The sequence below is a fragment of the Glycomyces sp. NPDC046736 genome, assembly GCF_040645615.1.
Lineage (GTDB): Bacteria > Actinomycetota > Actinomycetes > Mycobacteriales > Micromonosporaceae > Glycomyces.
In genome coordinates this window covers 21,486-35,600 of record NZ_JBEYYO010000018.1, presented here as the reverse complement: position 1 = coordinate 35,600, position 14,115 = coordinate 21,486, and the positions used below count along the sequence as shown (strand labels likewise).

At 70.2% G+C, this 14,115-nt stretch carries 12 protein-coding genes; 10 read left to right on the top strand and 2 right to left on the bottom strand.

All coding sequences use genetic code 11. From position 1 onward, the window contains the following. The first annotated feature begins 53 nt into the window (after positions 1-53). Positions 54-1,220 (top strand): ROK family transcriptional regulator, encoded by a 1,167-nt coding sequence (locus tag AB0B28_RS17470; protein WP_360122057.1) that lies wholly within the window; start codon positions 54-56, stop codon positions 1,218-1,220. A 391-nt stretch (positions 1,221-1,611) separates the two neighbouring features. On the opposite strand, the gene AB0B28_RS17465 is transcribed toward AB0B28_RS17470, so the two are convergent. Then, entirely contained in the window at positions 1,612-2,763 is a 1,152-nt protein-coding gene (locus AB0B28_RS17465) for a Gfo/Idh/MocA family oxidoreductase (protein WP_360122054.1), read from the bottom strand. A 189-nt stretch (positions 2,764-2,952) separates the two neighbouring features. On the opposite strand from AB0B28_RS17465, the gene AB0B28_RS17460 reads away from it, so the two are divergent. The 9 genes from AB0B28_RS17460 to AB0B28_RS17420 all read left to right on the top strand — a co-directional run bounded on the left by AB0B28_RS17460 (position 2,953) and on the right by AB0B28_RS17420 (position 12,916). After that, positions 2,953-4,338 carry an extracellular solute-binding protein gene (locus AB0B28_RS17460; RefSeq protein ID WP_360122051.1) on the top strand — a complete coding sequence of 462 codons (1,386 nt, stop codon included), beginning with the start codon at positions 2,953-2,955 and terminating at the stop codon, positions 4,336-4,338. A 63-nt stretch (positions 4,339-4,401) separates the two neighbouring features. Continuing rightward, on the top strand, positions 4,402-5,322 hold the full coding sequence (locus tag AB0B28_RS17455) for a sugar ABC transporter permease (RefSeq protein ID WP_360122048.1): 921 nt from the start codon (positions 4,402-4,404) through the stop codon (positions 5,320-5,322). Continuing rightward, a complete protein-coding gene (locus tag AB0B28_RS17450; RefSeq protein ID WP_360122045.1) occupies positions 5,319-6,275 on the top strand; it encodes a carbohydrate ABC transporter permease in 957 nt (318 codons plus the stop codon). The genes AB0B28_RS17455 and AB0B28_RS17450 overlap by 4 nt, the downstream gene beginning before the upstream one ends. Next, a complete protein-coding gene (locus tag AB0B28_RS17445; RefSeq protein WP_360122042.1) occupies positions 6,272-7,156 on the top strand; it encodes an NAD(P)-dependent oxidoreductase in 885 nt (294 codons plus the stop codon). Before AB0B28_RS17450 ends, AB0B28_RS17445 begins: the two co-directional genes overlap by 4 nt. A 33-nt stretch (positions 7,157-7,189) precedes the next feature. Further along, positions 7,190-8,446, top strand: a complete 1,257-nt coding sequence (locus AB0B28_RS17440) for an enolase C-terminal domain-like protein (protein WP_360122039.1) — start codon at positions 7,190-7,192, stop codon at positions 8,444-8,446. Further along, the gene (locus tag AB0B28_RS17435; protein WP_360122036.1) at positions 8,443-9,726 is read left to right on the top strand and encodes an ROK family transcriptional regulator; all 1,284 of its coding nucleotides are present in this window, start codon (positions 8,443-8,445) and stop codon (positions 9,724-9,726) included. The genes AB0B28_RS17440 and AB0B28_RS17435 overlap by 4 nt, the downstream gene beginning before the upstream one ends. 11 nt (positions 9,727-9,737) lie before the next feature. Then, a complete protein-coding gene (locus AB0B28_RS17430) occupies positions 9,738-10,601 on the top strand; it encodes a hypothetical protein (protein ID WP_360122033.1) in 864 nt (287 codons plus the stop codon). After that, positions 10,598-11,443 (top strand): sugar phosphate isomerase/epimerase, encoded by an 846-nt coding sequence (locus AB0B28_RS17425; protein ID WP_360122030.1) that lies wholly within the window; start codon positions 10,598-10,600, stop codon positions 11,441-11,443. Before AB0B28_RS17430 ends, AB0B28_RS17425 begins: the two co-directional genes overlap by 4 nt. A gap of 264 nt (positions 11,444-11,707) precedes the next feature. Then, the gene (locus AB0B28_RS17420; protein ID WP_360122027.1) at positions 11,708-12,916 is read left to right on the top strand and encodes a hypothetical protein; all 1,209 of its coding nucleotides are present in this window, start codon (positions 11,708-11,710) and stop codon (positions 12,914-12,916) included. 46 nt (positions 12,917-12,962) lie between these two features. Here AB0B28_RS17420 and AB0B28_RS17415 read toward each other — a convergent pair whose 3' ends face one another. Continuing rightward, positions 12,963-13,973 (bottom strand): substrate-binding domain-containing protein, encoded by a 1,011-nt coding sequence (locus AB0B28_RS17415; protein ID WP_360122024.1) that lies wholly within the window; start codon positions 13,971-13,973, stop codon positions 12,963-12,965. Positions 13,974-14,115 lie beyond the last annotated feature (142 nt).

Here is a 14,115-nt window from a genome sequence, read left to right as displayed (position 1 = left end):
TGCGGTGCTGGACGGTTTCGGATAATTTATGGGGACGCGAACCAGGGAGTCTGATGGACATGCAAGCGGCCGAACGGATCGCGCTGCTGCGCGACGCCTCGGGAGCGGCGGCGCGAGTGTTCGCGGTGATCCTGACCCGGAGTCCCATCAGCCGCATCGACATCGCCAAGACCACCGGCCTGTCGCAGGCCGCGGTGACCAAGGCGGTGACGCCCCTCGTGGCCGCCGGACTGGTGGACGACCGCCTCGAAGTCCAGCGCGCCGGGCAGCCCGGGCGCCCGGTGAGCCCGGTGGCGGTGCGGCCCGAGGCGCTGGCCGCGATCGGAGTGAAGATCAATGTGGACGAGTTGATCGCGGTCGCGACCGACCTGCGCACCAATGTGATCGCGAGCGAACGCGTGCCGCTGGAGGCGCACGACCCCGATGCGGTGACCGAAGCGGTGGTCGCGGTGTGCGGCCGCCTCGAAGCCGCGCTCGGCCCGGCCGCGTCCCGGCTGGCAGGGATCGGCGTGGCGGTCTCGGGCGATGTGGACGCCGCGTCGGGGGAGGTCCGGGAGTCGGGGCTCATGGGCTGGTCCGGGGTGGAGCTGGGGGCGCGGCTGCGGGTGCGGTTCGAGACACCGGTGATCTTGGAGAACGACGTGCGCGCGTTGACGATCGGCGAGCACTGGTTCGGCGTCGGCGTCGGCACGGCGTCGTTCGCGATCGTGACGATAGGCCGCGGCGTGGGGTCGGGTCTGCACCTCAACGGCGAGGTCGTGGAGGGCGCTTACGGGGTGGCGGGGGAGATCGGGCACCTGCCGCTGGGGCCGCCTGGGCGGGTGTGCGAGTGCGGGCGGCTGGGGTGCGTGGAGGCGGTGGCGTCGTCGGGCGCGATCGCCGAGACGGTGTCGCTCGCGCGCGGTGAAGCGGTGACGATCGAGGAGGCCGCGAGGCTCGCGCGCGAGGGCGACGAAGTCGCCGTCGCAGCGTTCGGCGAGGCCGGAGCGGTCATCGGGACGGCGATCGCGAGCCTGGTCAATCTGGCGGGGCCGGAACTGGTGATCATCGGCGGCGAGGGCGTGGCCGACTACGACCTGTTCGAGGCGCCGCTGCGCGACGCCTTCGAGGCGCACGCGTTCGGCGCGGCGGGCCGCTGCCGCATCGCGGTGCGCCCGCACACGTTCGAGGACTGGGCCCGAGGCGCGGCCGCCGCCGCGATCCGCACCCTCGTGCGCTGAGACGGGGGCCGAGGCACGCGCGAGCGCCTCGGCCCCTCACTTTCGCGGCCACAGCACGAGCTCCGGTCGATCATCGCGGCAAGGGCACTGGCCGTGCCTGCGCCGCCGCGCTTTGCGCCGATTCTCGCTTTCGCGACCGCAGCACGAGCTCCGGTCAATCATCGCGGCAAGGGCACCGGCCGTGGCTGCGCCGCCGCGCTTTGCGCCGATTCTCGCTTTCGCTCTCACACGTTCGGGTGAGGTTTGCGCTCGCGGGCCGGATTATCGGGTTTTCGTGTCGTACCCCGGCGAGAGGATCGAGCGCAGCCCGGATCTTCCTTCCCCTCTTGTGGTGGGTGGGGGCTGTGGACGGTAGGGGCCTGAGCGATCACGCGCACCGCAACCCCCGCCCTCAGCAGCCCTCGGCCACGAAGCCCGTCTCCGTCGACTGCTCGTCGTATTTGCCGTCGAGCACATCCGCCACCCGGATCGGCTGCGCCAGGGTCGCCGAGAGGTACACCGCCCGCACCGTGGCCAGCGCCAAGTGGCCGTCTCCCAACGTCACCAGCGGCTCTCGGCCCTCGCGGATCGCCTCCACGATGTCCGTCCACTGCGTCAGATGCGCGTTGCCGTACTCGCTTCCATCGGGCGCGACCACCACCGGCGCTGCAATTCCGGCGGCCTCCAGCTCCTTCGCCGCCTGTCCGCCGCGCGGCCCCTCGTCCTCGGCGTCCTTCGCGTGGAAGAACACCAGCTCGTCCGAGGCGATCACCGCCGAGCCGTCGGTGCCGTGGACCTGAAGGCGCACACCGAGGTCCGGATACGCCGCCGTCGAAGCGTGCAGCGTCGCCAATGCGCCCGAGGCGAACTTGAGGATCGCGACCGCCACGTCCTCGACCTCGATCCGCTCGTGCGCCAGCCGCGCCGTGTGCGCCACGACCTCCACGGGCTCGCCGAGGAACCACAGCAGCAGGTCCAAGGTGTGCACGCCCTGGTTCATCAGGGCCCCGCCGCCGTCGAGCGTCCACGTGCCGCGCCACGCCGCCGAGTCGTAGTACTCCTGCGAGCGGAACCAGTCGATGTTCGCCACGGCCGAGGTCACCCGCCCGAACCGCCCCGCGTCCAAAGCGCGGCGCACCGCCAGTGCCGAAGGGTCGTGCCGGTGCTGCGAGATGACCGCGACGACCTGTCCGGGCCGGGCGTCGGCGGCCTCGCGCAGCGCCCGCGCCGGGGCGAGCGCCACGTCGAGCGGCTTCTCGACCACCACGTGCGCACCGGCTTCGAGGGCCTGGAGCGCGAGCGAGGCGTGCGTGCCGCTCAGGGTGCAGACGGCCACGATGTCGATCCCGCCGTCTTCGAGCGCGGCCGCGAGGTCGCCGTAGATCCGGGGCGCGGTCTGGCCGAGGTCTTCGAGTCGCCGCGCCAGGGCTTCGGCGCTGGGCGCGTAGGGATCGACGAGGGCGACCACGTCGAGGTCGGGGGAGTGGGCGGCGACTTCGGCGTGGAGGCGGCCGATGACGCCGCAGCCGACGACGGCGAGCCGCAGCGGGGTGGATGCGTTCATGTCCTGATCTCCTTGCGGGGGAACGGTTTCGGATGGCGCGATTCCGCCGGTGACAGCGCTTTCGCCACCCGGTGGAAATTTCTTCGCCACGCGGACTTGACTTAGTAACACTAATGGATTTAATTTATTGGCTACAAGTCGACCGGCCCGAACGGATCACGGGCCAGAACCCTCACAGGAGTTTCAATGATGAGACTGTCACGCCGGCAGGCACTCGCGGCGGGCTCGACCGGGGCGGTCGTCGCCCTGGCGGGCACGAGCGCTTGCAGCGACCCCGGCGACGCCGCCGACGAACCGCTCGACCCCTCGGCCGACGTCACCATCTCCGTAGGCGACCAGCCCACCGAGGACAAGCCCGAAGAGCTCGCCGCGTTCAACGAGCGCGTCGCCGAGTTCGAGGCCGCCTACACCAACATCACCGTCGAGCCCTCCACCGAGAAGTGGGAGGCCCAGACCTTCCAGGCCAAGCTCGCCGGAGGCACCCTCCCCACCGTCGTCGGCGTCTCCCTCACCTACAGCTACGAGCTCATCGAGAACGGCCAGCTGCCGAACATGACCCCCTACCTCGAAGAGCTCGGCCTCGTCGAGGACCTCAACCCCCTCGCCCTCGACAACGCCAAGGACGACCAGGGCAACATCTACACGATCCCCACCGGCCTGTTCTCGGTCGGCATCGCCTACAACCGCGACATCTTCGAGCGCGCCGGCCTCGACCCCGACACGCCCCCCGCGAACTGGGACGACCTGCGCGCCTTCGCCAAGCAGATCAAGGCGAACGTCCCCGACGTGGCCCCCTACGTCCAGATGACCACCAACAACACCGGCGGCTGGATGCTCACCACCATGACCTACGCCAACGGCGGCCGCATCCAGAACGAGGCCGGCACCGAGGCGATCATGGGCCAGGAGACCCTCGACGCCCTCCAGCTCCTGCACGACATGCGCTGGAGCGACGACACCATGGGCCGCGAGTTCCTCTACGACCAGGAGGCCGTGCGCCAGACCTTCGCCGGGGGCACCATCGGCATGGTCCTCCAGGCCCCCGACGCCTACAACACCCTCATCCGCGACTACGAGTTCGACCCCGCCCACTTCGGCATGGCCGCCCTCCCCCAAGGCGGCTCCGGCGGCAACGGCACCCTGACCGGCGGCACCCTCAAGCTCTTCGACGCCAAGGCCACCCCCAACCAGCTCCTCGCCGCCGCCAAGTGGATCCAGTTCTACGAGTTCGAGAAGTACTACGACGAAGCGGTCGCCCTCGAAGACGCCCAGTCCAACGCCGCCGAGAACAACCCCGTGGGCCTGCCCGGCCTGCCCCCGGTCTCCGACGAGGTCTACGACCAGTACCTCTCCTGGATCGAACCCCACATCAACGTCCCCCTCGAGAACTTCGAGAGCTACACCTCCTCCACCCTCCCCCTCATCGCCGAACCCCCCACGGCGACCCAGCAGACCTACGCCGCCCTCGACCCGCTCGTGCAGCAGATCCTCACCGACGAGGGCGCCGACATCGAGCAGGCCATGAACGACGCCAACGCGGTGCTCCAGGGCATCATCGACCAGGCCGCGCGCTAGCGACCCCGAGACGATCGGCCGGGCTCGCACCGGCCCGGCCGATCCCCTCGGAACGGAGACCTCATGTCCCACACCCAGACCGCGCGCCGCCGCCGACGCTTCGACCTCACCCGATGGGCCCAGGGCGGCGGCCTCCACGCCGTGCTCTTCGCCGTCCCGGTCGTCCTCGTCTACGCCTACTTCAGCTGGGGCCCGGTCCTGCAAGGACTCGTGCTCAGCTTCCAGAAGACCAACCTCATCCTCCCGGCCCAATGGGTCGGCTGGAGCAACTTCGAATACGTGCTCTCCGACCCCGGGCTCGTCCAGGCCTCGCTCAACACCGCCTACTTCGCGCTCCTGGCGCTGCTCTTCGGGTTCCCCATCCCGATCATCCTCGCCGTGCTCATCAACGAGCTGCGCCGCTACGACGGCCTCTACAACGCCCTCGCCTACCTCCCCGCGATCGTCCCGCCGGTGGCCGCGATCCTGCTGTGGAAGTTCTTCTACACCCCCGACGGCAAGGGCATGTTCAACACCGCGCTCGGCTGGATCGGCCTGGGCCCCTTCCCCTGGCTCAACTCCGAAGCCAGCGCCATGCCCTCGATCGTCCTCTACGCCACCTGGGCCGGGGCCGGGTCGACCGCGATCATCTACATCGCCGCGCTGTCCACCGTGCGCACCGAGCTGTACGAGGCCGCCGAGATCGACGGCGCCGGGATCTGGCGCCGCGTCTGGCACATCACCCTCCCGCAGCTGCGCAACGTCATCTTCGTGATGATGCTGCTCCAGCTCATCGGGACCTTCCAGATCTTCACCGAGCCGTTCCTGTTCACCGGCGGCGGCCCCAACAACGCGACCCAGACGATCCTGTTGAAGATCTACAACTACGCGTTCATCAACGGCGACTTCGGGGCCGCGACCGCGCTGAGCGTCCTGCTCGCGCTGTTCCTCGGCGTCCTCTCGATCGTCTACTACTTCGTGACCAGGAGATGGAGCCGGGCATGAGCGTCATCGACACACCGGCCGCACCCGCCGCGCCGCCCCAACCGAGGCGCCGCCGCAGGCCCGAACCCGAGACTAAAGAACGCGGCGTCGTCTCCCGCTCCGACCGCAACCGCCCCTCGGTCCGGATCTGGTTTCGCATCGTCCAGACGATCCTCCTGGTCGTCCTCATCGTCTCCGGCCTCGGCCCGCTCCTGTGGGCCGCGAAGGCCTCGGTCTCGACCTCGAACGCGATCGTGTCCGACCCCATGGGCATCTGGTTCACTCCCAACGAATGGGGCAACCTGCTCCTGGCCTGGAACGGCGCCCAGATCGGCCGCTCGCTCGGCAACACCGTGATCCTCGCGGTCGGCTCGACCCTCACCACGCTCATCGTCAGCGTCGCCGCCGCGTTCCTGCTCAGCGTCCTGCGCCCCAAATGGGGCCCCTGGCTCTCCGGCGCGATCCTCGCGACCCTGTTCCTGCCCGGCGTGGTCTCGTTCGTGCCGCTCTACCTGACCATCCTGGACATGCCGCTGCTCAACATCAGCCTCCAGGACACGTTCTGGGCCGTATGGCTCCCCGCCGGAGCGAGCGCCTTCAACGTGGTCGTCCTCAAGCGGTTCTTCGACTCGATCCCGCGCGAGTACATGGAAGCGGCCAAGATCGACGGCGCCGGACCCCTGCGCATCCTCACCATGGTGGTCCTGCCGTTGTCCCGCCCCATCCTCGGTGTGATCATCCTGCTGTCCGTAGTCGGATCCTGGAAGGAGTTCCTGTGGCCCATGCTGGTCCTGTCCAACCCCGAGCTGCAACCGGTGTCGGTGATGCTGCCCAAGCTCGCGGCGGGCAACTCGCCACTGGCGGTGCAGATGGCGGCCGTGTTCCTGACGATCATCATCCCGGTGATCCTGTTCGTGATCTTCCAGAAGCAGTTCCTGCGCGGCGTGGGCCAGGCCGGAGGGGTCAAGGGATGAGCGCACTCGACGGCGCCCGCGTGCTCGTCACCGGGGCCACCGGCCGCATCGGCACCGTGGCCGTCCCGCACCTGCGCGAAGCGGGCGCGCACGTCACGACCCTGTCCAACGCCGAGCACCCCGGCCTGGAGGCCGACCGGGTCCTGGTGGGCGACACCCGCTCCCAGGAGGACGTGGCGACCGCCCTCGACGGCGTCGACCTCGTCGTCCACCTCGCCGCGCTGGCCCACCGCGACATCGCCCCGCCCTACGACGTGTACTCCACGAACGCGGTCTCGACGTTCAACGTGCTCGCCCAGGCGGGCGCGGCGGGCGTCTCGCGGGCCGTGGTCGCCGGGAGCATCAACGCCTACGGGCTCCCGATGAACCGCCACGAGGTCCTCCCGGCGTACTTCCCGATCGACACCGACATCCCCGTCGACATCGCCGACTGGTACTCGCTGTCCAAGCACCACGGTGAGAGCACCGCGACGATGGCCTGGCGGCAGTGGGGCATCGACGTCGTCACCCTCCGCTTCCCCCACGTGCACAACACCGAAGCGCTCCTGGCCGCCTCGAAGGGCCTGGTCGACGACCCCCAAAGCGGCATCCGCGAATGCTGGTCGTACCTGCACACCCTCGACGCGGCCCGCGCGATCGAGCTGGCGCTGACGGCGAACACCACCGGCGCGCACGCGTTCTTCCTCGCAGCCGACGAGACCATCGCGCCCTACCGCACCGAGGACCTCCTCGACGCGTTCGCGCCCCATACCCCGAGGCTGCGGCGCCTGCCCGGCCGCCAGGTGCCGATCGATTTGACGCCGGCGCGCACACTGATCGGGTTCGAAGCGCACCACCCGGTGGCGGTCCCGACGCTGGACCTGCCGGAGCGATTCCGGTGACCACCATAATGGAGACCGAAGCAAGGAGCACCCATGTCGACTGACACGTTCGCGAACCCCTGGCAGGCCCGCGAGGACATCGCGATCACCTCGGTCCGCGCGATCACCACCGCCCCCGAGGGCATCGCCTTGGTAGTGGTGCGCGTCGACACGAACGTGCCGGGCCTGTACGGCCTCGGCTGCGCGACGTTCACGCAGCGCTGGAAGGCGGTCGAGACGTTCGTCAACGAGCACCTCGCCCGGCTCCTGATCGGCCGCTACCCCGGCGACATCGGCGACCTCACCCGCCTCGCCGCGTTCACCGGCTACTGGCGGGGCGGCCCGGTCACCAACAACGCGATCTCCGGGATCGACCAGGCCCTGTGGGACATCGCCGGGAAGCGCGCCGGGATGCCCGTGCACGAACTCCTCGGCGGCAAGGTCCGCGCCGCGGCCGACACCTACCTGCACGCGTCCGGGCGGGACGCGGGCGAAGCGATCGAGCACGCGCTCGCGCTCGTCGAGGCCGGGCAGCGCCACGTCAGGCTCCAGGTCACGACCCCCGGCGGCGGCGGGTACGGCGCTCCCAGCGCGCCCACCGAGTACCCCGACGCGCCTTACCACAACGGTTGGAGCGCAAGGGACTACCTGCGCCGCACCCCGGCCCTGTTCGAGGCCGCGCGCGACAAGCTCCCCGACAACGTCGAGCTCCTCCACGACGTCCACTCGCGGCTGACCCCCAAGGAGGCGGTCACCCTCGCGCGGTCCCTGGAGCCCTACCGGCTGTTCTTCCTCGAAGACGTGCTCGCCCCCGAGCACTGGGACCGCCTCCCCGAGGTGCGCGAGGCCAGCCCGGTCCCGATCGCCGTCGGCGAGCTCACCACCTCCCTGACCGACGCGGTGCGCCTGGTCAAGAACGGCGGCGTGGACTTCATCCGCAGCCACGTCTCCGACATCGGCGGCCTCACCCCCGCCCGCAAGATCGCCGACCTCGCCGAACTCTGCGGCGTGCGCACCGCCTGGCACGGCCCCGGCGACACGTCCCCGATCGGCGCGGCCGCGAACGTGGCGCTCGACGTCACCTCCGCCGCGTTCGGCATCCAGGAGGGCCACGTCTACAGCGAACCGGTCCACGAGGTCTTCCCCGGGACGCTGCGCATCCAGAACGGCTGGTTGTTCCCCAACGAGACCCCCGGGTGGGGCATCGACATCGACGAAGCGGCCGCCGCCCGGTACCCGGCCGAACTCTCCGGGCACGACGCGTGGGCCGCGGGCGTGCGCCGACCCGACGGAGCGCTGGAGGCCCCGTGACCGATCCGAACGACCCTCAGGTCCACTCGAAGGGCGAGGCCCGCCCATCTCGCGGGCCCGCCTCGGGTGAGCGGCTGCGACCGGGCGCCAACCAGTCCGATCTCGGCTCGTTCAACGAGTCCACGATCATCGAGACCATCCGCCAGGCGGGCGTCATCTCCCGCACCGAGATCTCAGAACAGACCGGCCTCACCCAGCAGTCGGTCTCGCGGATCCTGCGAGTGCTCCTCGAACGCGGGCTCCTCGCCGAAGGCGCTCAGGAACGCACCGAGCGCCTCGGCAAGCCCCGCACCCCGGTGCGGCTGCGCGCCGAGGCCGCCCACGCCGTGGGCGTCCTGGTCGACCCCGAGCTGGTCACCGTGGTCCTCACCGACCTCGACGGCCGGGCCCTGGAGAAGCGCCGGGTCCCGCTCGACGACGAGACCGCGCCGGACGCACTGGTCGAGATCATCGCCCGCGCCGCCGAAGACGCCGTGGCCTCCTCCGGGATTCCACAAGAGACGTTCCTCGGGGTCGGCGTGGCCGTCCCCGGGCCGATCACCGCCGACGGGCGACTGCTCGACCTGCCGCTGTCCCAGTCCTGGCGCAACGTCCCCCTGCGGGACCTGCTCGCCGACCGGCTCGACTGCCCGGTCGTCCTCGACAAGGACGTGGCCGCCGCCGCGGTGGGGGAGCGGTGGGTCGGGCGCACCGATCGCGCCAGCGACTTCGTGTACCTCTACTTCGGGACCGGTCTCGGTTCCGGGCTCGTCCTCAACGGCGAGACCTACCGGGGCGCGAGCGCCAACGCCGGCGAGTTCGGGCAGCTGTGCGCCGCGCGCCTGGGCCGCATCGACGAGTCCGGCCGCCCGCAGCTGGTGCGCGAATGCAACCCGACCGCGGCGCTGGGCGAGATCGCCCGCGAACTCGGCTACACCGGGCCCGCGGCGACCTACCGCGAGATGTGCGCCGAGGTCGCGGCCGGGAACGAGGCGGCCGTGGCCGCCGCGCAGCAGATCGCCGACGTCATCTCGATCGGCGCGGTCGCCCTCATCGACCTGCTCGACCTGCCGCTCTTGGTCATCGGCGGGCCCGCGTTCGAACCCGAACTCGAAGAACTCGTCGTGACCACCGTCGACCGGGCCGTCAACAGCCTGCCCATCGCCCATGCCGCCCAGCACGTGACCGTCGAGCGGTCACTGGTCAAAGTGGAGGCCGGAGCGATCGGGGCCGCGTCGATGATCTTCCACGCCTCCTTCGCGCCCTCCGTGCGCCGCACCCGCAGCTACTCGATGAAATGAGCCCCGACCGGATGAGCGTCGCCCCGACGATCCGCATCACCGCCCCCGGTGGCGGCTTCACCGCCGACCTCGACCAGAACGGAGCCCGGATCGCCTCGATCCTCCACCGCCCCACAGCGACCGAGTTCCTCCTGCGGACCCCGTGGGAGAACGAGGACTGGGAGGGCGCGTACCCCTCCGCGGACTCGAACGAGGAATGGCACCGCCGCTACGCGGGCGGCTGGCACACGCTGCTGCCGCACTGCGGCGACCCCCGCGTCCTCGACGGGGTGCACCACCCCTTCCACGGCGAGGCCGCGTGGCGGCGCTGGCGCGTGACCGCGCAGGACGCGGCTTCCTGCACGATGGAGGTCGTGCTGCGGACGGTCCCGTTCACGGTGCGGCGCACGGTGACCGCGACCGATATCGGCGTGACCGTCAGGCAAGCGGTAGCCAACCTCTCGGACCGAGAGGTGGCCTTCTCGTGGACCGAGCACCCGGCCTTCGGCCCGGCGCTCATCGGCCCGGACACCACCGTCCACATCGGCGGCGACCGCATCGAGGCGGCCTTTCCCGAAGGACCCCATGCGAACTTCCAGGAGATCCTCGCCAAGGGCCGCGGCGGGGCCGCGATCCGCAACCGCGCCAAAGGCACCGCCGCGATCCTCCGCTGGGACACCGACCTCCTCCCGCACCTGTACGTGTGGCAGGAGCACCGCAATTCTGGCGGCTTCCCCTGGTGGGGCCAGACCGACGCGATCGCGCTCGAACCGGCTTCCCGCACTTATGATGCGGGCCCGGCCCTCGGTCCGCTCACGCTCGCCGCCCACGCGACGCTCGCCACCGTCCTCGACCTCGAACTCTCCTGCGAACCGACCATTGAGGAGCAGCAGTGAGCACCATCGGCGTCCAGGCCTTCACCCTCCGCGAGGAGTTCGCCGAGCACGGCCTGTTCGAAACCTTCCGCCGCGTCCTCGAGATCGGCTACCGCACCGCCGAGCTCTCCGCGGTCGCGATGACCGCCGAGAACCTGGCCGAACTCGCGCGCGTCCGATCCGAGCTCGGCATCGAGTTCGTGTCGATCTCCGGCGGCGTCACCGGAGACGAGTCCCTGCTCTCCACATTCGACAAGTTCGTGACCGACGCGAAGACCCTGGGCGCGGACCGCATCCGCATCGGCATGCTCCCGCCCGAGGCCATGGCCACCCCGGCGACCGTGGCCGCCTTCGCCGACACCTGCGAAGCGGTCGCCGCCCACCTCGCAGGCGAGGGCATCAGCCTCCACTACCACAACCACCACATCGACTTCGCCAAATACGACGGCCGACACCTGCTCGACGTGATCGCCGAGCGGTCCCCTTCCGTAGGCCTGGAGATCGACGCCCACTGGGTCCAACGCGGCGGCCTCGACCCGGCGACCGTGCTGCGCAAATACACCGGCCGCGTCGCCATGGTCCACCTCAAGGACTACCGCATCGCCCGCCTCGCCCCCGAGGTCTACACCGCACTCGCCCAAGGAGACGACACCCCCTGGCACGAGGCCATGCCCCACGCCGTCCAATTCGCCGAAGTCGGCGAAGGCAACCTCGACTGGCACGGCATCATCAAAGCCGCCGACCAAGCCGGAGCCGCCCACCTCCTAGTGGAACAGGACGAGTGCTACGGCCGCACCGCGATCGAATCTCTGGCGATCTCCCACGACAACCTCGTGTCCCTCGGCTACGGCGACCGGTTCTAGGGCGTGTTCGGGAACCCCCGACGGCCGCTATCGGGCCCATTCGCCCGATCGCTTCGTTGTCGGCCTTCCCGATCCAACACCGGGATCGAAAAGGCCTTCCGCCTCCCGACCGAACGAATCGACTCCGATACCGCCTCGCCGCGAGTTCCCAAACACGCCCTAGCCAACAGCCCGCGACCCTGCGCGGCAAGCGGTTCGCATTCGCCGTATACCCTCTCGACGACCCGCGCAACACCCCTCCGAGTATCCACAGGGAGCACGACGATGAGTCTCAGTACAGCCGGACGCCCAACCCCTCTGATCGGCGCGCTGGCGGCGTCACTGCTGGCGCTCAGCGCCTGCGGCGGCGAACCTGAGGACGAGGCGAAGGACTCCGAGTCCGATGCCCCCTCGACCGAGGCCGCGGCCGAGGCGGCCGTGGACGGCTTCCCCGTCGGTGAGCCCTTCGGCGAGGCCGTCTGGAGTGTCGACGTCGGCGACGGCGAGGCGACGGTGACCGTGCGGCCCGATCGCGTCGTCGTGGACCGCGTGCACCTCGACATGAAGCGCACGATCCAGGCCTACACCCCTGAAGGCGCAGAGGCCTGGACCTTCGAGTTCTCCGACCATGAGTACCCCGAGCACATCCCGGTCGCGGTGCTCGACGAGACGGTGGCCGTCCTGGCCGACCGCGAGGTCGAGGCGTCGGGCCTGGACAGCGCGCGCACCGTCACCGAGCTGACCCTGCTGTCCCTCGACGACGGTTCGGTGGTCGCCGAGGTCGAGTTCCCCGACGGCGCGATGATCAACAACTTCGGGAACGTCGTCTTCCACGGCGACGACGGGTTCGGCTTCGCGACCGAGGACGGGCAGACCACGGAGGTCCAGGCCGACACCTTCGGGATCGAAGCCGCGGGCCACGCCGGGGGAACGCCGTTCTGGCTGGACCGGAGCTACCTCCTCAACACCGAGGCCGGAGGCACGACCGAGGTCCCGGGCATCGAGCGGTCGGACATCGCGAACATGGAAGTCCTCGCAGTGGACGGCAGGCAGGGGCTGCTCGCGATCGAGGTCACCCACGGTCCCGGCGCCGAGCTGGCCTACTTCGCCGTCGAGGTCGCGACCGGTGAGGTCCTCTACGAGCTGAGCTGCCCCGGCTTCTCCCACACGCAGAGCGAGTCCAACATGGCTCGCACCAGCCCGAACGGCGAGTACGTCGTCCACGAGTCCATCTGGATGTCCAAGGCCGCGGGCCAGTGCTTCGGCGGCGACGACGGCCAGCGGACGGTCGAACTGGTCGCGGTCGACGACCAGGGCAACGCCTACGGCAGCGTCGACGGGGGCGCCAGCGGCGAGCTGGTGACGATCCCGGCCGCGGGCGAGCCCGAGGTCTCGACCCTTCCGAGCGGCGCGCCGGTCCCCAGCGGCATCATGAACGGCGGCATCGCGGTCCACTTCAGCGGTACGACGCTCACGGGCAACCCGATCCAGTAGTCACCGCGCGAAACCCCGTGGAGTCCGACTCCACGGGGTTCGTCGTCTATGGCTCCGTTGTGGACCCGCGAGTGATGAGGGTCGTCGCCAGCTCTTCTCTTGGGGCTGTTCGCGGGGGGTCGGCGATGATGCGCAGCAGCATCCGCAGGGCCGCCTCGCCCATCTCCGCGATGGGCTGGCGCACCGTGGTCAGCGCGGGCCGCACCCATTGGCATTCGGGGAGGTCGTCGAAGCCGATGACGCTGAGGTCGTCGGGGAGGCGCAGTCCGAGGGCCTCGGCGGCGTCGTAGACGCCGAGTGCCATGTTGTCCGAGCAGGCGAAGACCGCTGTGGGCCGGTCTTCGGCGCTGAGGAGCGCGGTCGCGGCGTCGGCGGCGCTGAAGCGGTGCCAGTCGGTGTGGAGCACGCGGCCTTCGGCCAGCGTGATTCCGGCTTCGGCTGCGGCCGAACGGAATCCGTCGATCCTGGCTTGGCTGTACAGGTGCCTGCGGCTGCCGCCGATGACGGCGAGGTCGCGGTGGCCCAAGGCGATCAGATGCTCGGCGGCTGCGCGGCCTCCGGCCCAGTTCGACGCGCCCACGCTCGCCACGCTGCCGGGAGGCTGGGTGACCGGGTCGAGGAGCACGATCGGCACGTTCGCCGCCGCGAGGGTCGCGAGCTGCGCCGGAGTGGTGTCCACCAGCGCGAGGACCGCGCCGCGCAGGTCGCGATCGAGGAGCCTGGTGAGCCACGCGTCCCCGGGCTGGTCGCGGGCCACCGAGACCACGATGTCGACCCCGGCTCCAGCCGCGGCGCGCTCGACGCCGCTGAGGGCCCGGTTCGCCCACGTGCCTTCGACGCCGCTCAACACGAGGTCCACAAGCGACGGTGTGCGGCCCCGGGCCGTGCCCTTGCCCGAGCGGCCGCGGTAGTCGAGCTCGGCCACCGCGCGCATCACGCGCGAACGGGTCTGGGAGGACACGTCAGAGCGCCCACTGAGCACCTTCGAGACCGTCGGCACCGTGGTGCCCGCCCGTTCGGCCACGTGGGCGAGGGTCGTCCGCTGACCGTTCCGCATGACCGCGAGCGTAATGCACCTCCATGAAGTTGCGCAACTCGACATCATGGAAACCCCTTGCTTTCCATGTCATCATCATGAAACAATCGAAATCAGCGCCCCTCGCGTCTCATAATTTGCGCAACTTTTGGAGCAGGCACTT